At 61.7% G+C, this 22,524-nt stretch carries 15 protein-coding genes; 6 read left to right on the forward strand and 9 right to left on the reverse strand.

Annotated features, from left to right (window positions below):
• The first annotated feature begins 131 nt into the window (after positions 1-131).
• From A6A40_RS30540 to A6A40_RS23530, 3 genes are all read left to right on the forward strand, one after another.
• Complete coding sequence (locus tag A6A40_RS30540; RefSeq protein ID WP_146191625.1) at positions 132-1,391, forward strand: glycosyltransferase family protein; 1,260 nt, start codon at positions 132-134, stop codon at positions 1,389-1,391.
• A gap of 62 nt (positions 1,392-1,453) precedes the next feature.
• A complete protein-coding gene (locus tag A6A40_RS23525) occupies positions 1,454-2,593 on the forward strand; it encodes an FkbM family methyltransferase (RefSeq protein ID WP_158279358.1) in 1,140 nt (379 codons plus the stop codon).
• 13 nt (positions 2,594-2,606) lie between these two features.
• On the forward strand, positions 2,607-6,554 hold the full coding sequence (locus tag A6A40_RS23530) for a glycosyltransferase family 4 protein (protein ID WP_108548318.1): 3,948 nt from the start codon (positions 2,607-2,609) through the stop codon (positions 6,552-6,554).
• A gap of 351 nt (positions 6,555-6,905) precedes the next feature.
• On the opposite strand, the gene A6A40_RS23535 is transcribed toward A6A40_RS23530, so the two are convergent.
• The 7 genes from A6A40_RS23535 to A6A40_RS23565 all read right to left on the reverse strand — a co-directional run bounded on the left by A6A40_RS23535 (position 6,906) and on the right by A6A40_RS23565 (position 12,904).
• On the reverse strand, positions 6,906-7,877 hold the full coding sequence (locus A6A40_RS23535) for an NAD-dependent epimerase/dehydratase family protein (protein WP_108548319.1): 972 nt from the start codon (positions 7,875-7,877) through the stop codon (positions 6,906-6,908).
• On the reverse strand, positions 7,855-8,799 hold the full coding sequence (locus tag A6A40_RS23540; RefSeq protein ID WP_108548320.1) for an NAD-dependent epimerase/dehydratase family protein: 945 nt from the start codon (positions 8,797-8,799) through the stop codon (positions 7,855-7,857). The genes A6A40_RS23535 and A6A40_RS23540 overlap by 23 nt, the downstream gene beginning before the upstream one ends.
• A gap of 91 nt (positions 8,800-8,890) precedes the next feature.
• A complete protein-coding gene (locus tag A6A40_RS23545; RefSeq protein ID WP_158279359.1) occupies positions 8,891-10,132 on the reverse strand; it encodes a class I SAM-dependent methyltransferase in 1,242 nt (413 codons plus the stop codon).
• Between the two features lie 185 nt (positions 10,133-10,317).
• On the reverse strand, positions 10,318-11,160 hold the full coding sequence (locus A6A40_RS23550) for a hypothetical protein (protein ID WP_108548322.1): 843 nt from the start codon (positions 11,158-11,160) through the stop codon (positions 10,318-10,320).
• A 216-nt stretch (positions 11,161-11,376) separates the two neighbouring features.
• Positions 11,377-11,679: a hypothetical protein gene (locus tag A6A40_RS23555; RefSeq protein ID WP_108548323.1), complete on the reverse strand. Its 303-nt coding sequence runs from the start codon at positions 11,677-11,679 to the stop codon at positions 11,377-11,379.
• Positions 11,680-11,745: 66 nt separating this feature from the next.
• Positions 11,746-12,576: a hypothetical protein gene (locus tag A6A40_RS23560; protein WP_108548324.1), complete on the reverse strand. Its 831-nt coding sequence runs from the start codon at positions 12,574-12,576 to the stop codon at positions 11,746-11,748.
• 7 nt (positions 12,577-12,583) lie between these two features.
• Positions 12,584-12,904: an NAD/NADP transhydrogenase alpha subunit-like protein gene (locus A6A40_RS23565; protein WP_236783993.1), complete on the reverse strand. Its 321-nt coding sequence runs from the start codon at positions 12,902-12,904 to the stop codon at positions 12,584-12,586.
• Between the two features lie 708 nt (positions 12,905-13,612).
• On the opposite strand from A6A40_RS23565, the gene A6A40_RS23570 reads away from it, so the two are divergent.
• Entirely contained in the window at positions 13,613-14,611 is a 999-nt protein-coding gene (locus A6A40_RS23570; protein WP_108548325.1) for a GHMP family kinase ATP-binding protein, read from the forward strand.
• A gap of 26 nt (positions 14,612-14,637) precedes the next feature.
• A complete protein-coding gene (locus A6A40_RS23575; protein ID WP_108548326.1) occupies positions 14,638-18,363 on the forward strand; it encodes a glycosyltransferase in 3,726 nt (1,241 codons plus the stop codon).
• A 78-nt stretch (positions 18,364-18,441) separates the two neighbouring features.
• Here the strand turns inward: A6A40_RS23575 and A6A40_RS23580 are convergent, their stop codons facing one another.
• Positions 18,442-20,640 carry a glycosyltransferase family 4 protein gene (locus tag A6A40_RS23580; RefSeq protein ID WP_146191626.1) on the reverse strand — a complete coding sequence of 733 codons (2,199 nt, stop codon included), beginning with the start codon at positions 20,638-20,640 and terminating at the stop codon, positions 18,442-18,444.
• A 425-nt stretch (positions 20,641-21,065) separates the two neighbouring features.
• Between A6A40_RS23580 and A6A40_RS23585 the strand changes: the two genes are divergently transcribed.
• Entirely contained in the window at positions 21,066-21,335 is a 270-nt protein-coding gene (locus A6A40_RS23585) for a hypothetical protein (protein WP_146191627.1), read from the forward strand.
• Positions 21,336-21,384: 49 nt separating this feature from the next.
• On the opposite strand, the gene A6A40_RS23590 is transcribed toward A6A40_RS23585, so the two are convergent.
• The gene (locus A6A40_RS23590; RefSeq protein ID WP_236783994.1) at positions 21,385-22,332 is read right to left on the reverse strand and encodes an NAD-dependent epimerase/dehydratase family protein; all 948 of its coding nucleotides are present in this window, start codon (positions 22,330-22,332) and stop codon (positions 21,385-21,387) included.
• Between the last annotated feature and the right edge of the window lie 192 nt (positions 22,333-22,524).

The raw sequence follows: 22,524 nt of genomic DNA on the forward strand, positions 1-22,524 counted from the left end.
CGGTAAAATTTACTTCCAAGCTTCGGGGGATTTAATTATAGGTTGAGATTGCAAAAATATATAAAACTTCAATGAAATTTAACGAATCGTTCCCAAGATAAACGGGAAATTTATTTTGAGGAGAGTAAAAAATGGCAGAAAATCGCAAGAAAAGGTACTTTTTTGTTGATCAGTCTCTCATAATGTATTCCGGTCATTGTTATGAATATTTTAAACCATTGAAAGATATTGTGGAGGCTCGAGGGGAAAAAGCAATACTTATCGGGAACTTGGCTGCAGAAAAGCAGCTGATTGAGGAAACTGGCACAATTCCGCTTCTTACTTATTGGTGCGATGAGCGTAATGTAGGCCAACCTCTCGGTTTGTCGACAAAGGAAAACTATGATGCTATCCGTGCATCGCACGAATATGCATTGGCTAGAGATTTGAGCAAGCTCAATCAGATGTTCGATATCTCCAGCAATGATATGATTATTATAAATACCATTAAGCACTGGGGTATTAGAGGGGTTGTGGATTGGGTAGAAAGTTTGCCTAGTGAGAAGAGGCCTTTTGTGACAATGATATTCCACTTCACAGGTCTTCCTGAGCCAAACTTGTATGACCATGCAATTGATCACTATAGGGATGCTTTTGCCCGTATTGAAGGAAGTGTGACTTCTAAGAATTTTTACCTTCTGGCTGATTCAGAGCAACTCGTTGCTGAATATGAAGAATTGACATCTTTAAATATAGATTTGGCGCCAATTCCACATACAATCTCGCATGTTGCTAGTTCCAATCCTATTGCAGGCGCTCCATTGCGCATCGGATACTCTGGCGAAGCCCGGATACATAAAGGCTTCCATCTACTGCCTTTTGTTGCGCGTTTTATGGAAAAACGCCCACCATCCCGCCCGGTCGAATTCCATCTTCATGCCTACTGCTTGAATCCGCGAGCTGAATTTTTTCAGACCGCGATGGCTCAACTCGAGCAATGCAGGAACGTGGTACTTTACAAAGAGATAATGGGTCCGGAGAGCTATCGAAATTTCATAGGGACAATTGATGTTTTTCTTATTCCATATGCTCTTTCGAACTATTATCGCCAAACTTCAGGAATCTACACAGAGGCAATTGCACTTGGTAAGCCTGCTGTCGTGTCCCGTGGCACATGGATGGCTTCTCAGCTCAAGCGGCACGGAGGGGGGCGGGAATGTATCGCGGACGATCATATGAGCCTGCTTCTGGCAGTAAGAGATGTTGTTGAAAACTATGATGCACTTCGCGCCGAAGCGTTGGAGATCCAGAAAAGTTGGCTAAAATTCCATCAACCTGGGGTGCTCCTGTCAATGATCGATCACGCTGCGATCAAGGTAGAGAATAGAAAATTTCATGAAATGAGCGTATAGGTATCGCTTTTAAGAGTTCTATCTTAATAACGCCCAGCATGTTGATGAAAAGAGAGGCAGGAATGACCGAGTTTGCAGGAGATTTCGAGGCGCTCTTCGATGGAGCCATGACGCGATATGCCTTTGAGCGCCCGTCCATCGCCCGCTGGTGGGAATCTCATTGTTCTGAGCCGAACGTTAATATTGCACTGCAGGAACTGGTTCAGCCTGGGGATACATGCTTCGATGTAGGGTCCTTTATCGGTGGACTCGCCATCATCATGGCCCGATTGACTGGTCCTCGGGGAAAAGTGGTGTTGTTTGAAGGAAATCAGCATATCCTTTCGCAACTCACTTGGAACATGATTCGCAGTCATCTAACAAATACGTTTATCGTTAATAAGATCATTTGGGAAGAAAGTGATCTTAACATGTATTTGAGTCATAACAGCATCGCGCCGGCAGCTTCCCGTGTTTGCTCTGATGAAGCTAGTGACCCGCATGCCATCAGGGTTGGTCGGTCTCTTGCGCTGGACGATTTCGTTGCAGAGCATTCAATGCTCCCTGATGTTGTAAAGATGGATATCGAGGGGAGTGAATATTATGCTCTTCGTGGATTTAAGAAGACAATTTCTGAAAAGAAGCCCGTGCTTATTCTTGAGCAGAATGTTGGGGACGACAGGTGCCTAGAGCTGTTGTCAGACATGGATTATAAGATATTCGATTCTGCAGGTCTTCATGCCGTTCGTTCATCGAATGACTATCTTGAAGGGACCACGATTCGAAATGTAATTGCCATTCATGCTTCTGCGCTTGGAAGATATAATCTTCACAATCCCGTTCAGAAAAGAAAGATCTGCAGTCTTGATCCACTAAAAGCTGAGGTTGAAGTCGATTCCCAGGGAGTTGTTTACTCTACATTCCGAATGAAACTATCCAGAGGCCGTTATCTTTTCGTCCTTTCCCTGGACGCAAAAGACTGTGTCGTTGCTTCCGAGATATGGGTCAATGGAACAATACAGACGAAATTTTATGAAACAGCCAAATTGTTCTCCCAGGATTGTCGGGATATGATGGCTCTTGTTCATAAAGATTGCGAAGTTGTTTATAAGGTTTTGCAGGTCCAGAAGTCGAGTGAAAATGGATATATGAAGATAAATTCTGTGGATATCATTTCTATCGATGCTCCGCTCAACTTTAAATCACGCAGCACCTTGGTGTGATATATAGCATTTTATGAAATTCTCTGTGCCGACGAGGTTTTTAGATGTCGGCACAGAGATAGAGAGGCAGAGATATGAGGGATGGCATTATGATAATGCTATAAAGTATTTTAGAGAAATTCCTGATCTATTTTTCGTATCTAGGAAGAACAAGATGAGTGTTTCGATAGGGGTTTGGGCTCAGAATCTTCAATCTCCCCGTCCTCGTGGGGTTCAGAGAGTTGCTCGTGAAATTTCATCTCGCTTCAGAAGCTCTGATGATGTTTTATACTATGCTGTTGTTCAGCTTTCGTACAATTATGGCACCATCGTTGCGATGTGCTATCCTCTTGAGACATATCTCTCCACGGTGCCTGGGGTTACCCATGATCGTGATGCGCATCTGAGGGAAGCTGGGATCGAGCCAATTTACTTGGCATCATGGAAGCTCGACGCAATATTGAGCTTCGAGTGCTTTGAAGAGGTTTGGTCATGGCCTAAAGAGGCTTTGGGATGCCATCTCGTTTGTGTCGCGTATGATCTGATTCCGCTCAGAATAGAAGAGTATCCTGGAGTGGACCGGTCGCGTTTTTTCAAAACATTTGGCAGTGTTGTCGAAAAGGCCTCCCTTCTTATCTCGATATCCGAGTCAACTGCGCGCGACCTTATTCTTTCTTTTCCTAATGCAGAGCAGAAATCGACCGTTGTTCTTATTGCCCATGGCAATACGCTTCTTGAGCGTATTGCTCGAAATGCAGATTCTATTTATTTTGATCAATCGAAAGGCGATGAATGTACAATCTCCCTTGTTGGGACTGTGGAGATAAGAAAAAACCATCAAGCTGTTTTCCGTTCTATCCCTCTTATTGCAAATTTGATTGCCCCAAGGAAACTGCGCGTCCTAGTCATCGGCGATAGCGATGGCGGCGGCAATCTATTTGGCAACACATTCAACTATATTTTGAGAAGAGCTCAGGAGCATGCGACCATAGAATTTACTGGCTTCGTTGATGATATGGAGCTAAGCAAATTTTACGCCAAAAGCGATGTTCTTATATTCCCATCTCTCTGGGAGGGTTTTGGGATCCCCATCTTGGAGGCAATGAGCTTTGGGTTGCCGGTTGTTGTTAGCGATGTCGCTTCCCACTTCGAGGTTGCCGGCTCTCATGCGACCTACTGTGACCCATACGATATAGATACCATTGCAAATGCAGTCGCCTCTGTTCTGAATACGCAGAGAAACGCCAAGATCAATTCAATCATCAATGCAAAATCCTGGGCTGAAGAGTTTCGCTGGGAACGGACAGCGGAAGATTACGAGGCTGCTATTCTTCAAATCGTCGCGAAGCAGCCGATACAGCCTCTTTCGCCGTTCACACTACAGATCGGAGAACTTCGCTCCAAGCCGCCGGCGCCATATGTCCCTTCCACGCTCAGCGACATCGTCCATGTCTTCGTCGATTGTGAGGAGATCGGCAACATCCGTCCCTCACTTGCCGTGGAAGAGTTGCTGAGATATGCGGCGTTGCTGTCCGATGCGAAGGGCACGACCATACGTCTGATCGTCAGCGTTGACGCCGACGTTCCGCTGCGGATGCCTGTCAAAAGCGTTCATCGTTCGCTGAGCCGGTTGTTCCCGAACGCTGCGGCGATCGAGGTGATGGCTTTCCTCCGGATGCCGGCGGATGCGCTCGATGCGATGGGGTTCGATTGGATTTCCAATCTGATCCTGCCCTGGATGAGCGGACGCCTTCCGTCTGGCCGTCTGACTTTCAGCTTGTATCGCGAGTGTGAGCGACTGGTATTTGGCAGCGATTTGACGTCGGCTCTCTTTACGGAGCAGGCGGCAAAAGTGGTGGGACCGCTGCTGAAAGGGCGGATCGCTTCGACCGCAGTGATGCTTGAAGGAGATAAGTTCAAGGCAGCGAGCCAATTGGACCACCTGCTGCCGCTTGGCCCTGGCGCCCGCTTCGTTACGCTGTATCCGGATTGTGGCGGCTCGATGTCGAGCAGGGATGGCTATATTCAACTGCCGCCCTTGCCTCCCGTTCCAGCGGTGACCGTTCCCAATCTCTTTGAGGCAAGGGAATTGGCGTCCTATCTGGCCGAGCGTGAATGTCCTTCACTTCCGCTCGGAATCTACACGGTTCAGGGCTTCAGGTCCTATCTCGCGTCCCAAGCTCCTCAGATAGACGATGGCATCGATGTCCTTTGCATCGTCAGTGCGGATCATAAAGCCGACCGTTCGATCAGGCGCTTCGTCGACGAACTCTACGGCCCCCATTTGGCTCCGCACGACATCAAGGTGCTTGTGGTTGCCTTTCAACGGCCCGACATTGCGCCGCCTGCCGGTGTCCCCTTCATTCACATCAATGAGCCTGCAAGCCTGGACCTGCTGTTGGCGGCCAGTAGAGTTGTTGTGTCGTCGTCTTCGGGGGATCCGCGCGTTCGGCGCGATGCGTGGCGTGCGGTTTCCGCTGGCCGGCCGGTGGTGATGTTTGCCATGCCCAATGAGGTCGACAAAGGCGAAGTGCCGTGGATCGCCGCCATGGCCGAGCCGGCCGACGTGGCTACAAGGATTTTGGATCTGCTCGCTTCGAGAGAAGAAAGTGAGCGTGCGGCGGCGGCGAGCTGGGAGGCCTATTCGGCTGCGATCGAGCGTCTGGAAGACGTGTCGAAGAACATTGGAATTGACTGGGCGTCCCCAGAGACAGCCATTGCGGCAAATGAATATACCAGTTGGCAGCCCAAGCTGGCTTCCATCTTCCGCAATTTCATCGGTTTCGTTCACGGTGCGCAGGTGGACAGTCGTGAAGCGGGAGAACTGCTGGATGCCTTGTTCGATCCGGGGCACATCCTGACTCTTCGTCGATCTGTCCGCGACCGTTTCCCAGACGAGATGGTCGACCGGTTCCTGAAGGCCGTACAGCAGGCTGCCGGAGGGGCATCGGAAGTCCGCAAGCCCTTCGCCATCCTTCATACAGTCCTGGGCCTTTCGGTAGAGCTCGCGCGGCCACTGACTTGGGACGCTGTTGCGGGTGCCCAGGACTGCGGGGAGGCTGTCAGCGCCTGTCTTTGCGAGCGTCCATGGGCGGACTTCGAGAGTTCTTGGCGCACCGGCCAGCTGGAGCAGCTGCAGCGGCTGCTGACCGTTTCCTGCTTTGACATGGTTATCGATGCTGGGAACCATCGCAGGCAGGCTGCGCTGCATGGTTTCGATTCGATAAAGCAGGACTGGATTGCGGCACTGCGTTCGTCAGGTTTGGCTGCTCTGGTGGTCGGCGGACGTGATTTTACGCCTATTCCCGACTCCTCGATTTTCGTTACCGGACCTGTCGCAGATCCGCGTAGCGCCTACGCGATCGCCTCGGTGGCTGTCATTCCGCCTGTGCGAGTTGGTGGAGCGGCCCGCTACACTCTGGAAGCTGCGCTTGCGGCTATCGTAAATCTGCGCCCTCTGGTTCTATCCAGAGAATCTCGAGGTCTTTTTGGCCGGCATTTCCCAAATCTCGTTGGGGATATGGAGCTGACATATGGAAATCCGGCGGAGGCGATCGCTCTGGTTCAGGCCCTGCGCCAGGATAAGGCCCTCTATGACAGCCAAGTCGAGAAAATGAAGCATCTTCGGAGCCATCTTCTCAAGGGATTGAAGATAACGGTTCCGACGCGCCCTGTGATTCTGGATCAGCGTTGGATGGCGCTTGGGCGACTGATTCATCGCGTGATCGAGGAAGAGGATGGGGTATCGGTTTATGCCAAGATGCAGGGAATGGCTGATCGCCTCCCCCTCAATGCGGACCCACAGAGTCTTATCGAGTGGTTGGATGCTTTGTTGATTTCCCGAAGCGCCAATCTTCTGAAGACCCAGCAGGCTGTATTCCAGCGTATATCTGGAATAAACGGTACGGATGCAAAGAACCTTTTCAGAATGGTCGTAAAAGCGCTTACGGGGAAAGATATAAGATTTGATGGGGAGACATGATCGTTATGGGCTGACGCATTTCCCAACCGTTCATGATCGCATCCGCTTATCTGAGCGCGTCTAGAAAAATCCGGTCTGGAATGTAAATTCTGTTGAAGTGTTTCATTCAAAGACCGGAGTTTTCACTTGTATACAGTAATCCTGGAGATAGGAATTCCCAGTTTCCCGGACATGTAGCTTTTGTCTGATCCTCTGCCGGCGAGCGTAATTCAGAATCTACGCTCGCCGGTATTGCTGATCAATCAAGGCGGATCATAAATATCCGTGAGAAAATCGTGCACAGAGCCAGCGACAGTCGCCCATAGTGCATGTTTCCGAAATGGAACGCCGCTCAAGCGGCGAGTCCCGTCTTCACGTTCGGCAAGGAGCAGCCAGCGTCGCCCGGACTCCCTCGACCAGTCCGACCCGCGGCGTCCAGCCGGTGCGCTCCAGGAAGCGGGAGGAGTCCATCACCTTGCGCGAGGCGCCGCGGAAGCTGTCGGGCGGATAGACGATCTCCGCCGGCCAGTCGAGCGCCTCCAGGATGGCACGGGCCGCCTCGTCGATGGTGATCGGCATCCCGGCGGCGCAGTTCAGCAACTCGTTGGCGAAGGCGGCGTCGGCGGCCAGGATCGCCTCGATCTGGTCCTCGACATACAGAAGCTCGCGCACCGTGTCGGGCGCCCCCCAGACGGTGAAGCTGGTGGCGCCGCCGGCCTTCTCGCGCGCCGCCCGCTCGATCATCCCGCCCATGAAATGGCTGCGGTCGGGGGCCAGATGGTCGTGCGGCCCGTACATGGTGGCCAGGATGCAGTGCAGGTGGGACAGGCCGTACTGCTCGGCATAGGTCTGCGCCCCCTCTGCCAGAACCTGCTTGGCCAGCCCATAGCCGCGCACCGACGGGTGCAGCCGGCCGGTCTGGTAATGGCTCTCGCGGATCGGCTCGTCCAGCTCGGGATAGGCGCAGGAACTGCCGGTGGAGATCAGCTTGGCCTGCGGCTGGTACAGGCGCCATGCCTCCAGCACGTTCAGGTGGATGCGGGCGTTGATCGCCAGCATCTCCCCCTGGATGCCGAACTGCACCTGGCCGGTGCGCTGCCGGGTGACGAGGTGGAAGATGCGGTCCACCTTGGGCGCCGCCTCGAACAGGCGGGCCACCGTCGGCCAGTCGGTCAGGTCGCCGGCGGCGCGCCCGATGTCGGCATGGCTCCAGCCCCGAGCGTCCATGTAGAGCGCCAGATTGCGGCCAAGGAACCCGTCTGAGCCGACGATCAGGCTGGTCGTTCCGGCGAGGTCGGGATTGGCGGCGGACTTGGCGGGCTCAGCGGCGGTGGGCGAGGGCATGGCGGTACCAGTCGATGGTGGGTTTCAGGCCGTCGGCCAGCGGGGTGGGGATGACGCCGAAGGCCTCGCGCACCCGCTCGCCGGCCAGGCGGCGGACCGACACGCCGGCCCCGGCGCTGCCACCGCCGGCGACGATCGGCTTGTCGATGCCGGCGACCGCCAACACGGTCTCGGCCAGGGTCTTCAGGCTGACGGTGGCACCGGTGCACAGGTTGAAGGCGTCGCTGCGACCCGACCAGTCGAGCGAGCGGACGAACACCTCGGCCACGTCGCCGGCATAGACGAAGTCGCGCTCCACCGCCGCCGGGTCGCCCATCACCTCGAAGGCGGGGGCGTCGGACAGCGCCTTGATGACGAAGGCGGGCGCGACATGGGCGGCTGACAGCTCGGTCGCGTCATAGGGGCCGTAGGGGTTGGACAGGCGGAAGGCGACGGTGCTGATGCCGTAGCGTTCGGCATGCAGGCGGGCCACCGTCTCCCCCCAGCGCTTCGACCAGGCGTAGAAGGCTTCGCCGGGGTAGGGCGGGGCGTTCAGGTCCACCGGCTGCGCGTCGTCCATCACCGGCAGTCCGGCGGGATAGACGGCGCTGCTGCTGGCCATCCGCACCTCGCGGATGCCGCGCTCCACGCAGAAGCGGTAGACGCGGTTGGCCAGCTCGCTGTTGACCGCCAGGATCTCCGACTGGGCCGTCTGGAAGGCGGCGGCGTCGTAACGGTAGGCGGCGACGTGGAAGAGCGCGGCATCTGCCGGCAGAGCCGGCAATTCGCCCATCCGGTCGAGCGCCACGGTGATGTCGCAGCCGGGGACCGGCGCGCCCGAGCGGTTGACGCCGATGGCGCGGTGGCCACGCGCCACCAGCGCATCCACCAGATGGCGGCCGATGAAGCCGCTGGCGCCGGTAACGATGACGGTTCTGCTCATGAGGCCGTTCCTTCCGCGGTCCCTGACCGGGCGGTCTTTCGAATGGGTCGCCTGCGGGCGATCAGGCCCAGTGAGGTCAGCCCCAGTGAGGTCAGACGATGTGCGGTTCGGGGACCGGGATCAGCACCTTGCCGCCCTTGGCGCGGAAATCCGTCAGCTTGGCCAGGATCTCGTCCTTGAAGTTCCAGGACAGCATGAAATAGAGGTCCGGCGGTTCGACGGCGTTCTGGTGCCGCACCGGAATGCGGGTGCCGGGAAACCAGGTGCCGCATTTCAGCTCGTTGATCTCCACCGCGCATTCGAACTGCGTCTCGTCGAAGCCGCAGTAGTTCATGATGGTGGAGCCCTTGACCGGGGCGCCCAGCGCCTGGATGCGCTGCCCCTGGGCATGCGCCTCGCCGATCAGACGGCGCACGGTGTCGCGCAGCGCCTCGGTGCGGCGGGCGAAATCGCGGTAGACCTCGACCGTGTCGAAGCCGCCCTCCACCTCGTCGGCGACGATGCGTTGCAGGGCCTCGGTCTTCGGCCGGGAGCCGGCATGGCTGATGTAGGCGATGCAGCTGCCGCCATGGATCGGCACCAGTTCCGCATCGGTGATCTCCAGCCCATGGCGGCGCAGCAGGGCGTCGAAGGACTGGACCGTGTAGTAGACCAGATGTTCGTGATAGATCTGGTCGAAGGCGCAGGACCGCACCATGCCCGGCAGATAGATGAACTCGGCCACCACCATGCCGTCGTCGGCCAGCAGTTTCTTGATGCCGGCGAAGGCGGAATGCAGTTCCTCCAGATGGAAGAAGACGCCGGAGCCGTGGATCACCCGGGCCGGGCCGCGCTCCTCCCGCACCCGCAGGGCGGTGGTCTCGTTGAAGAAGTCGTTCAGGCAGGGAACGCCCGCCTTCTCCGAAAGCTGGGCCTGCAGCCGCCCCGAATCGACGTTCAGGACCGGCACGTTTTTCGGCAGGAAGGTGGACAGGAAGGTGCCGTCGTTGCCGCCGACGTCCAGCACATAGTCGCCCGCACGGAATGCCACGCGGTCGAGGATGCGGTCGCGCACCTCCTCGAAATGGCGGGTCAGCGACTTGGTGGTGCCGGAGACGTAACGATGGTCGACGAACATCGTCTCCTTCGGAACCGTATAGCCGATCTGAACCATCGTGCAGTCATGGCAGAAGAACAGCTCCAGAGGATAGAGGGCCGAGCGGCCCTCCTCGCTCTGGGGAACGAAGTCGTTTCCCCAAGGCTGCCGGTGGAGGTCGAGGACCAGTTCAAGACGATCGCTTCCGCAACACCGGCAGTTCACCGCATCCGCCTCCCAGCAGTCAGGATGCTGCAAGACATCCTGGATATCCCTTAAGTCGCGCCGACATAAGCATAATGGGCGGCTTTGGTGCAAGCGGCTTCCGTGAGACGCGGCGGGCGGGATTTTTCTCGAAGCATTGTGCCGGGCCGGTGCGGAAACTCCATGAAATGCGATCCAGGATAATATCTTGGAGCACAACATTCATGTCCTGAGCCGGCTCACGGCTCTCCATAGCCAAGGGCTGCGTTCAGGCCCGGACCATCCTGGGCGGCGAACCAATCCTCGACCCGCTGGTCCCAGAATGCGCTGCGTTCGGAACGCTTGCCGGATCGGGTGAGGGTCTCCGTCTGCATCACCCGCTGCAGCAATTCCGACGGATCGTCCCGCAGCGGTGCTCCGGTTCGCTCCAGGATCGCCGTCGCGAGAGCGGTCTGCGCCTGCGTGCCGTGATCGCCGTTCAGCACTTCGAACCTTACGGGCAGGACGGCCGGATCGTCGAGCCACGGTCTCATGGCGCGGGCGGCATTCATCATCCATTCGCCCTGGTAGGACAGGAAGCTGAGCATCTTCTCCGGACCATCGGGAAGGCCTTGCCACTCCCGCGTGGTGGGCCCCCCGCGGTCGTATGCCGCTATGAAGCGCATCAGGGAAACCAGGGCATCGCGAAGGTCACGAAGCGCGAAGAGGCGGTTGAAGCCCTCGATCGGCGGTATGAACGCGCCGCTGCACGGCAGGTGTCCTACGGCGAACTGGCCCGGACCGACCATGCCGCAGGAAACGGACAGCGGCATGGCGAAGCCGAACTGGAGATATTCGCGTCGCTTCTGGTCGAGCGAGCCGTCGCGGTAATCGCTGAATCCCCCATCCCCGAGATGGACTTCGCAGTCAATGAGGCCGCCAAGCCGGAGAAGGGCAGCGATCTGGTATGTTCCCGATTTCGGGATCGACACGACGACGGATGGCCGCAGGCCCGCGATGCTCTCCTGCTTGAAGAGAATCTGCCCGTCCGGGCCGGCGAAGACCGGCAACAACCGTCCGGACACGGTGTCTTTCAAATGCATATGCGCTGCTCCCTGGTGGATATTCCGGCCGCCGACCTGCCTGCGGCCGTGCGAAGACGGCTTCCCTGCCGCCGCACCCGTCGGCGCGGATACCGGCAGTTGCCATCGACAGCCGCCGGTATTAGACGGCCATCCGGCGACCCGCGGTCAACCGCAAAGCTGATCCGGCCTTGCGTCGCTCCCGTTCACCTTATGGTGCCGCCCGCATCCGGGCCCTCAGCCGTCCACGGCCCCGGCAAGCGTCACGGCCGGTTCGCCGCCGCTGCCGGCCTGCTGCTTGATGCGCTCATAGACGTCGGCATAGGCGATGCCGCCGGCGGTTCCGGGATAGTCGGGGCCGGCAAGCGTCACCGCCAGCACGGCCAGCGGCCGACGGTCAGCCCGGCGGGCGCCGTCGTCGAGATAGCCGGCCAGCAGCACCTGGGCCGACCGTTGCGGGCGGTTGTTCTCGATCGACAGGATGTTCCAGTAGGCCGCGTCGACCCCGAAGGAGGTGGGGACGGATTTGATGAGGGCCATGATCGGGTTTCCTCGGTTCTTGAGCAGGGGCTTTTTCGAGCAGAACAGGGGGGACGCCCGCGGGCGTTAGACGATCCGGACGGTGCCGGAACTGTTCCAGAGGGCGCCGGGCGGCAGACCGTCCGGGCTGGTCGGCAGGCTCTGGATCACGATGCTGCCGCCCCCTTTCGGGCGGAGACCGAGATGGATGGTCGCATCGGCGCCTTCCGCGGCGACGACCGGCATGCCGCCCGTTCCCGCCCCGGCCATGCCGAGCCGGTTGACCTGATCCGGAGCCGGCGTCAGCCGAAGCATCTCGGCGCCCGAGGCTGCGAGGCCGAAGCGGCTGATGCCGTCATTGTGGATCTGCAGGCGTGCGAAGGCGGGGATCGTACCGGTTTCCGCCAGGCAGAGCGCGACGTTTCCCGGCACGGAGACGGTACCCGGATTGCCGGCGGCGGTGACGCGCAGCGAAAAGGACTCCCGGAAGGCGGTGCCGTTGGCCCCGGCCACGACGATGTTGGCCAGGCCGTCGCCCGCCCTGACCGCCTGCAGGTCTCCCGGCGCGCCGCGGGATTTCTGGAAATAGATGTTGGAACCATATGGATTGTCTTCCCAGCGGGAGACGGCGGCACCCTCGGAATTGTTGGCCTGCAGCCCGCAATGGGCTCCCCAGGCGTTTGGCAGGCTGGCCGTGTGCTGCAGGACGAGCTGGCCGACGGGGGTGACCCGTATCCGCTCGGCCCCGCCGGTGGCGATGCCGACGCTGTCGGGCGCCGGATGGAAGAGGCCGCTGTCGGCATCGCCGGCGAATGCGACGGCCGGGGTGCCGGCGGTTCCCGGCGAAATCGTCAGCGCGCCCTGGACCTGCGGTGCGACGAGCGTGGTCTGGACCGGCGTGTGATAAGCGCTGGGCATGGGCGGCCTACCGGTAGAAGCTGAGATTCAGGACGCAGTCGGCCGGGGCGACCAGCCCCAGGCTTGACAGGCCGGCGACGCTGCGGGCGGCGGGATTCAGTTCCGGCGCCGTTCCGTCCAGGATATCGGTGGACGGCAGGGTGGCGGGACCGCCGTACCGGACCCAGAAAGGGCCGGTGCAGGATGCGAGCATCACGGTCGCGCCTTGCGGCACGGCCACCTGCTTGGGCATGCCGGCGGACAGCATCACGACCAGGCAGCAATCCGGCGTGCTCAGCGCGTCGGTTGTGCGTCCCATGGCATCTTCCAGGGTGATGAAGGGCGTCATAGGCGGGACTCCGTCTGCCAAACAAAAGGCCCGTGTCCGGAGGATGCCGGGCACGGGCCTTTTGCGGGTGTTGGTCGGCGCATCATTCTAGGAAAATAGTCTCCTTGTCAAGTGGTCCGGCGAAAAGCCGCGTCCTGATTTCCGGGCCCCCCGTCTGCCGGTCCCTGCCGGAACTCTGCGCGTCGTCTTGTCGCACTGGCCTGTTCCGCGCCCTGCGGCGGGGAACAGGCCTCCGGCCATCTTCTGCAGGACACATCTTTGTTGGATGGCGCAGCATTCAAAGATTGTCCATGGCATCAAGGGCATTGCCGAACCAAGGAAACGTCTTGAGATGACGCCCCCTTAAATCTATACATCCAAAATGAGAGGATTACATTTGGGATTCGCCGGGATGGGCGGAGACCTTCTTTCCTCGGACCCAAAAAGATGGGTATGCGGAAGGGGGTAAGTTTTGGCAGGTTGAAGGGCGATTGCGGGGTAATTCCCCAAGGCCATCCGGTGTGGAGGAAACACAACGTTGTTGTCTCCAAAGATTATTGTCCTTCTGTCTGCCCTCTGCCGAACCCGGCTGCCTTTCCTGCGAAGGGCACCGATCCTCCGGAGCCGCTTCTTTCCGCCGCCGGCCGGCCGGCCGGCGATGAACACCCGCAGCGCAAGCCCCGCCCGATCGGGCGCATCCGTCGCTTTCCACCCTGAGGTAGTGCAGTCATGATGATCATGTCGCGGACCCCGTTCCGGATCAGCTTCTTCGGCGGCGGAACCGATTATCCGGAGCATTTCCGCCGGGAGGGGCAGCGGGGCGCGGTGGTCGGCATGGCGATCGACAAGTATCTCTACATCAGCGCCCTGCGCCTGACCGAGATCCAGAGCTACCGGTACCGCGTCAGCTATTCGCGCCTGGAGAAGGTCTCCGATCCGTCGGAGATCGAGCACAATGTGGTGCGCGAGTGCCTGCGCCATTACCGGATCGACGAGCCGCTCGACATCAACATCATGTCGGACATCCCGGCCAGCACCGGGCTCGGAAGCTCCTCCGCCTTCACGGTGGCCCTGCTCAACCTGCTGGCCCGGCTGCGCAGCGAGCGGGTTACCAAGATGGAACTGGCAAAGCGGGCCATCTTCGTGGAGCGCGACCTGCTGAACGAGCGCGTCGGCGTTCAGGACCAGCTCCACGCCGCCTTCGGCGGGATCAACCGTTTCGACTTCGACCGCAAGAACATCCGCATCACCCCGGTGTCGATGACCGGCGCGGTACAGCAGCATTTCGTCGATTCCCTGATGCTGATCTATTCGGGCGTCACCCGCCATGCCTCGGCGACGCTCGACGAGCAGATCGGCAACACCCGGGCCGGCAAGGTGGATCGGCAGATGGATGCGCTGCTCGACCTCGTCGACCAGTCCGTCGCCGTCATGGAGATGGAGGATCCCCACGCCATGGTCGCCGAATTCGGCCGGATGATGGACGAGGGCTGGCGGATCAAACGCTCGCTGTCGAGCAAGATCACCCTTCCCCACATCGACGAACTGTATGACCGCGCCATGGCGAACGGCGCGCTCGGCGGCAAGCTCTGCGGCGCCGGCGGCGGCGGCTTTCTGCTGATGGTGGTGCCGCCCGACCGGCGGGCACAGGTCGCAGAGGCCGTCTCTCCCGCCAAGATCATCGACATCGGGCTGGACACCCAGGGAGCGATCCTTCTCTATTCCTGACCGCTTCTCCCCTTGGTTGCCGCTTCATGAAACGTCTCATTCTCTGCGACCAGTCCCTCGCCCGTGTCGGCGGCCACTATTACGAGTACGGCACGTCGATCGCGCGGGCGGCGCAGGGGCTCGGCCTTTCCGTCCTGATCGCCGCCAACCGGTCCGTCGACCCGACCCTGTTCGGTGGCGACACCGGCCGGCTGGAGGTGCTGCCCTGGTTCGCCATGAGCTGGGGGGAGGCTGCCCAGGCCCACCGGCAAGGGGCCCCGGTCACCGGCATCGCGGACGAGCTGCGCACGCTGCTGGAGCAGTGCGAGGCCGACGCCGGAGACATCCTCCTGCTGCACACCCTGGGATGGGAGGAGGCGGACAGCATCCTGCACTGGCTGCTCGGCCTTCCGGCGGAGGATGTCGACAGGCTGCCGCATATCCGGCTTCTCTTCCGCTTCCCCCTGTCCTGGCTGTTCGAACCGTGGCGCTCCTCGCTGGTGGATGCGTTCGCCAGGCTGCGGGACGATCCGCGCCTCTGCCACAAGCTCGGCTTTCTCACCGACACCGAACCGCTCGCGCGTTCCTTCACCGGCCTGTTCTGCCATGACGTCACGGTGATGCCGATCCCGTTCCGCACCGACCTGCTGGACGGGGAGCCGGCGGCGCGGGAGAGGGAGGCTGCAGCGCTGACCATCGGCTATTTCGGCGATGCCCGGCTGGAAAAGGGCTATCATCTGCTGCCGCCGCTGCTGTTCCGGCTCTGGCGGACCGCCATCCGCTCCGGCCGGGTCCGCTTCCTCGTCCAGTCGCATTTCAACGTGCCGGGCGGCGAGCCCGGCATGCTGCAGGCCCGAAACCAGCTTCTGCAATTCTCCGCCCCGCAGGTGGAACTGACCACCGCCCCGCTGGCCACCGCCGACTATTACCGCCGGCTGCAGAGCTGCGACGCCATCCTGATCCCCTACGATCCTGACAGCTATGCCGAGCGCAGTTCGGGGATTCTGGTCGAGGCGCTGGTCGCCGGCAAACCGGTGATCGTGCCGCAGAGTTCCTGGATGGCCGGCCAGGTTTCGACGGATCACGCCGCCCTCTACCGCCATCCCGACGGGCTGTTCGATGCCGTGCAGGGAATGATCGACCGCCATCCGGACTACGCGGCGGCGGCCCGGCGGCTTCGCACCCACTGGCGTGAGCGCACCGACCCGGGCGGCTATGTCCGCGCCCTGCTGGCGACCATCCCCGCCCGGCCGGCCCCGGCACCCGCGGCCAAGCCCGCCTTGCGCGTGGCCCTGGTGATGGACGGCGACGCCATGCTGCTGCGCAACGGCGCCAGCCGGGTCGCCGTGAACCAGATCGACCATCTCGCCCGCTCCGGCTACCGCATCACCGGGGTGTTCGTCTCGACCCGGACCTTCGAGGGCACCGAGGCGATGGCGCGATGGCGCGCCGCGCTGGAGGAATGCCTGTCCGACCTGCCGGTGTCGGAGATCTTCTGCCTGTTCCATCTCCCGGCCAATCTCGATGCCCGCACCGCCGGCCGGCTCGACCGGATGGCCGCGACCGGCCACTATTCGCTGGAACGCGACCTGCTGTTCGCGCAGGGCCTGTCCTTCCCCCCGGATCTGCTGAAGACCGCCCGCGAGATCCGCTTCGATCTGGTCGTCCTGAACTATGTCCGTTTCCTGCCGGTGGTCGAGGCGCTGGGATGGGACGGCGTCCCGCTCCTGTGCGAGATGCACGACATCCAGTCCTTCCAGAAGGCGCTCTACGGCAACCGCGCCTTCGATCCGCGGGAATTCGACCTGGAAAAGGCGATGCTCAGGCGCTGCGGCCATGTGGTCAGCCTCAGCGAACTGGAGGTGATCCGTCTGAGGGAGGATCTGGGGGATCGCATCTCGCATCTCCCGATGCCCCTGTTCACCGACAGCGCCGGGTATGAACGGCTTCTGGACGCTCCCGACCTGGGCGCCCTTGTCGCCTCCTGCGGGATCGTCACCCCATCGCCGGAGCGGGAGAGGGCCGCCACCGCCCCCTCTGCGGACGCCTCCTCTGCGGACGCGGCGGCCGATGCCGCGGCGAAGACCGTACTGGACAAGGCCAAATCCCTGCGGGGCATCGATCTTCTGTTCGTCAGCTCGGGGCACGAGCCGAATTGCCGCGGACTGATCTGGTTCCTGGAGACGGTCTACGCCCCCCATCTGGCCCGGGCCGGGGTCACGCTGTTCGTGGCCGGCAGCATCGCCTGGGCGCGCAGATGGCCGGATCATCCCAACATCGTCTTCACCGGGATGCTCGACGACGTGGCGCCGCTCTACGCCGCGGCGAAGCTGGTCATCCTGCCGATCCACGAGGGTGCCGGCGGTGCCATCAAGATGATCGAGGCGGTGGCCGCCGGAAAGCCGATCGTCTCCACCTCCTTCGCCCTGCGCGGTGCCCTGCAGGATGGGATGGATGCCGATTTCGTCTGCGACACCCCCCTGGATTTCGCGTCGGCGATCCTGGCCCTGCTGGAAAGCCCCGAGCGGCGCCGGCGCTGCCGCGACCTGTGGCGCCACATCTATGAGCGCGACAACAGCCTGACCCGCTATGACGAGCGTCTGTCGGCGATCGTCGGACGGCTGCTCGGGCGCGATCCGGCCGTCCCGCCGCCAAGGCAGCCGGCCCGCCTGCCTGACGTTCCGGTCGAATGGGGGCCGGGAATCCAGGCGCTCGGCCGCCTGCTGTCCGACTGGGCCGGGGACCGTCCGCTCGATTACGACCAGTTCGGCGCCCTGGATGCCGCCTATGGGCGCGGCTGGCCGTCGCGGGCCCGGACCCTGCTGGCATCCCTGAAGGACGCGGACCGGATTCCGGCCTTGCGCCGCTTCGCCGGGAGCGGCGCCCCGCTGGCCACGCTCTTCACCGACCTGATCGACATCGGCCGCCCCCTCGGCGAGATGACGGCACTGTCCGGTCCTCCCCTGAACATCGTCCACGACGATCTCGGCCGTCGCCATTACGCCTTCTATGACCGCACGGTCCTCACGGTCGGGCAGCGGCTATGGCGCACGGTTCCGCACGGCATCGTCGTCACCTGTCTGTCCACGCCGCGCCTGCCCCGTCCGGTAGCGGGCATCCTGTCCGTCCGGGTCGACGGGCGGGAGCTTCCCGACTCCTGCATCCGGATCGACGAGACGGCCGGCACCATCCAGGTGGCGCTGCCGGTCGAGACGAACCTTCCCGGCGCCCGGCTCACCAGCCTGTCTCTGGCCTTTCATGGCACCCTCGTCGTCACCGGCATCGCGCTGGTGACGGAGATTTCTCTGGCGGCCGGGCAGGAGGGGGCGGCGGCCGTCATCGGCGAGAACTGGCATGGGCCGGAGCGGGAGCGCGGCCGCGGCAGCTGGCGCTGGACCGGCCCGGAACGAAGCTCCTGGCTGCGTCTGCCGATCTTCACCGATCCCCGGATGCGCATGGTGCTCGCCGTGACGGACAGCGCGGTGGGCAGCGAGGTCGTGCCGGAAGTGCAGCTCGACGGCTATGCCCTGCGTCCGGCGGCGGCACTCCCTCATCGGGCGGATCAGAAGGCGGGGCGCGAGTTGGTCTATGCCTTCGACGCCCAGGGCAAGGCGCAACCCATCGGCCGGGCGCTGCGGTTCGGATCGGCCGATCTGACCATCACCGTCCCTGCCACCGCCCTGCATGGCGAAGACCGCTCACGCCGCTGTGGCGTCGCCGTCGGCGGCCTGCGGATCCTCACCGACCTGCTGCCGGTCATGGAGCCCGCCTGAGGAGGCGCCGCCTGAGGGGAAAGGGCGCGCGGGGGGGGGGCGGCTTGACGAACCTGGCGGGCCCGATCCGGGGTCGGTTCAACGGCTGGAAAGCCGCTGCAACGCCACCCTGACCCGCTCGCCGTAAAGGCGGCTGACCGCCTCCGGCGACAGGTCGCGTCCTGCGCGCCCCGCGGCGGCGGCGGCACGCCTTGTCCGTTCCTTGCCGTCCCGGAAGACCCGGCACATTGCGGCGGCGGCATCGTCCAGGTCCGGCTCGAACCAGCGGGAGCCGGGCGGAACGTCGATATATTCGTCATTGGCCATGTAGCGCTCGGTTCCGCTGACCAGGAAGGCGCAGCCCTCGTCCATATAGTCGAGGTTCCCCGAATAGCGCGAGGCGATCACCGGCTTGCCGCACATCATGGCCTCCGCCATGGTGTAGCCGAAGCCTTCGGCCCGATGCAGGGAGACATAGCAGTCGCAGCCCTGCATCAGCGCCGCCATGTCGGCCGTGTGGTAGTCGCCGCCGAGCAGGCGGATGCGCGCATCCTGCGCCGCCAGCCGGCGGAAGCGGCCGATCTCGCGACGATGGCTTGCCGACGGGATGGCATGGGAGGTCGCGACCCCGCTGCCGCCGGAATGGCGGAGCTTGACCACCAGTTCGACCGGTTCGTCCCCGGCGGGAAAGGCGCGCAGGAACGCGTCGACGACACCGGCCGGATTCTTGCGCGTGCACCAGCTCATCTCGTCGAAACAGAAATAGAAGCGGAAGGGGGCGTCTGAGCCGGGCGGGCCGGGCCGCGGAATGCCCGACGGGACGAATGCCGCATCCACCGCATGGGGAACCACCTCCACCGGTCCGGCGAAATGCTGCCGGAACACGGCAGCGCAATAGGAGGAGGGTGTCCAGATCTCGTCGAGCAGATCGAGCGTCAGCCGGGCGGAGGGAGGCAGGGCGCTGGTTTCCCAGACCAGGAGGCCGATGTTGTAGGCGCCGTCGAACCGGTCGAAGCCGTGGTTGAGCATGTCGGTCGGCGCGCCGATCAGGCCGAAATGGATCAGGTTGATCGGCAGGGGCGGACGGCTGTCCCGCTGCCGGGCATCGGAAAGGGAGGAGCGGGCGAGCGCCGGCATCCGCACCTCGTAGCCGGCGGCGGCGATGGCGGCACGGCTGATCCAGGCGTTCTGCCCGATGGCGGTCAGTCCGTTCAGGTAGCCGAAGATGTTGACGCCCGCCGGACGGTCGGCGGCCGGGATCGGCTGGCTGGCGGGCGGGCGGGCGGCCTGGAGCGCCTTCAGCGAGTCGAGGGTGATCGCGCCGCCGTCCGGGATCCCCAGCCGCTGGCAGAAGTAGCCGAGCCCTTCCAGACGTTGGCCGTCATGCTCCACCGGGCTGCGCAGCAGTTGCCGCACATCCTCCGTTACGAAGATCTCGTCCTGGTTCCAGCGGATCAGCCACAGCGTCACCGCCAGCAGGATGACGAACAGATCCTGCGGATTGGAGAGCGAACAACCGGCCGCCAGGGCTTCGTCCCGGCGATAGGCTTCCGTATAGAAGTTGGTCAGAGGCAGGGCGGTGGCGGCGGCCGGGCCGGGAGCGTTCAGCAGGGCGACCTGCTCCGGCGCCAGAACGGACGCCGGCAGCCGGACCTCCCCGAGCGCCCATTGCGCGAAATCATAGATCCTCCAGGCCGCCGGCCGGGCCGCCCAGCCCTTTCCCTCTCCATCCTCCGCCTCCGCGTCCTGCCGGGCCGCCGCATAGGCGCGGAACAGGCGGGATGCGAACAGGCCATCCGCAGTCGGATAGCCTTCGGCCAGCCGGCGGGCCTGCTCCGTCCCGACCGGCACCAGGGCCTGGCTGCCGATACCGAACCTCTCGCCGTACGCGGCAAGGAAGGCGGCGAGATCGTCGTCGTCGTCCAGGTGGAAGGAGCTTGCGGCGTTCAGCCGGTGGAGCTGGTGGGCGAAATATTCCGGTACATCGCTGCGGCCCCCATGCAGCCAGGGCGATGGCCGCAACGCAGCGGCCGGAACCGGCATCCCGGCCAGCCGCCTTGTTCCGTTCAGCGTTTCGACGATCGCGGTGCGGCAGAGCCGCGCCTTGGGTCCGGACACCGCCGACAGGGCCGTGTCTATGACGGCGCGGCGCCAATTCGTCCGGATCGGCGAGCCGGACAGGGACGTGCCGGTGCCGTGGATGCGGACATCCACCACCGCCCCCCGTTCCGACAGGACCGCCTCCGGTGTCGGCAGGCTGAACAGCACATGGCCGTTGCGGCCCGGTAGATGGGACAATGCTTCGTGATAGCTGTTGCACGGATGGACGCCGATAAGCTGTCCATCGATGTAAACATCGACAAAATTCAATGCCGATGGTTCGCTCTGATTATAGAGCCAACCATAAATCTTTTCCGTCGTTACGAACTCAAGAAAGCCGGAAAATGTTGCCTTAATCATTATTTTTTCTAAATCAGGTCGATGCCATCTTCGGACTATATGCTTTTTCTGTGTTCTTATCAATGTCGGGCTTATCGCTTGTGCAATTCCCAACCGCTGACGGAAAGGCGGTTCAGCGAAAGGCCTAACCCTGAAACCGGAGCCGCTTTGCCTCCGGGGTAGGATGTACGGCAAATGTATTAGTGCCAACCCGGACTGTAAAAAATAGGCTCATGACACAATATGTAAGTGATTAGACAAAAATGTCCGGGAGGATTTGGGGTATGAACTTCAATCAGAGATGTGCTGATCCTCGTTCCGTCCCGTCGCCTGTGGACCATATGTCGATGGGGCGTTCGCCGCTTGAAATCCTGCGCATTCTGGTGTTCGAAAAGAATGGCGAGGCGACCATCGATCAGGTTGGGGAAAGCGGCGCGAAGCTTTTGCAGGAACGCAATTGGGTCAGGCTGTCCTATTGCGCCGAGGAGGTCTTCGTCCTGGTCACCGAGGAGGGACGCCGCGTCGCCCGGGCACAGCGCCCCTCCGTTCAATGATGTCCCCCGGAAGCGCCCCCGGGATTGCTTCCGACGGCGCGGAGTCCGCTTACAGGACGTTGCCGTAGACGGCGTTCCGGACCATCCGATAGCCCTTGATCAGTTCGCGGATGCCATCGTCCAGCGAGAAGGCCGGCTTGAACCCGGTCGCCTCGATCCGTTCGTTGGAAACGATGTAGTCGCGCTTGTCCGGATCTTCGCCGATCGGCGCCTCCAGGAAGACGAACTTGGGCAGATGCTTCTGGATCCGCTCGCACAGTTCCCATTTCGACAGGTTGGCGTCTGACAGCCCCACATTGTACGGGCGCCCCTGCATCTCGTCGAAGTTCGCCAGTCCGTGCAGGAAGGCGCGGGTGACGTCGCGCACATGGATGTAGTTGCGCTTGAAATGCGGCTCGAACAGCACCACGGCCCGGTCGTTGACGGCGCGATAGACGAAGTCGTTCACCAGCAGGTCGACGCGCATGCGGGGCGCCATGCCGAACACGGTGGCCAGGCGGAAGCTGATGGAGTTGCCGCGATCCAGCACCGCCTTCTCGGCATCGACCTTGGTGCGGCCGTAGAGCGAGATCGGGTTGAGGGGGCTGTCCTCGGTGCAGAATTTCCCCTGCTCGCCGATGCCGTAGCCGGAGTTGGTCACCGGCATGACGATGCGCTGGTCCTTGGACAGGATCCTGGTCAGGGTGACGACCGCATCCCGGTTGATGGTCTCGGCCCCGATCTTGTCGGCATCGCACATGGGGGCGCCGACCAGCGCCGCCAGCGGGATGACGAGGTCGGCGTTCTTCGTCAGGGTCCGGAGGATCGCCTCGTCGCGGGCGTCGCCGCGCACCAGGTCGAACTTCGGGTTGGCGCAGACATGGTTCAGCGAAGCCTGACGGAACAGAAAGTTGTCGAGTACCGTGACCGAATGGCCGGCGTCGAGCAGGGCCGGCACCATGATCGATCCGAGATAGCCGGCACCGCCGGTGACGAGAATGTTCAGGGGCTGGGACATGCGGTGACCTCTACCAACAGGCGGGACGGGCGCCGCCAGCGGCAGCGCGTGAAGGCGGGCGGTTTCGAAGCGGGCGGTCCCGCGGGGGCGGGAGGCGCCAGGGGGCGAACCGCGGCATAGGTAGTCCGGAGCAACCGGGCGGCGCAAGGATCAGTTTTGCCGTATGTCTCCATTCATGCGTGTGAAAACTGA

It is taken from the genome of Azospirillum humicireducens (assembly GCF_001639105.2).
GTDB classification, from domain to species: domain Bacteria; phylum Pseudomonadota; class Alphaproteobacteria; order Azospirillales; family Azospirillaceae; genus Azospirillum; species Azospirillum humicireducens.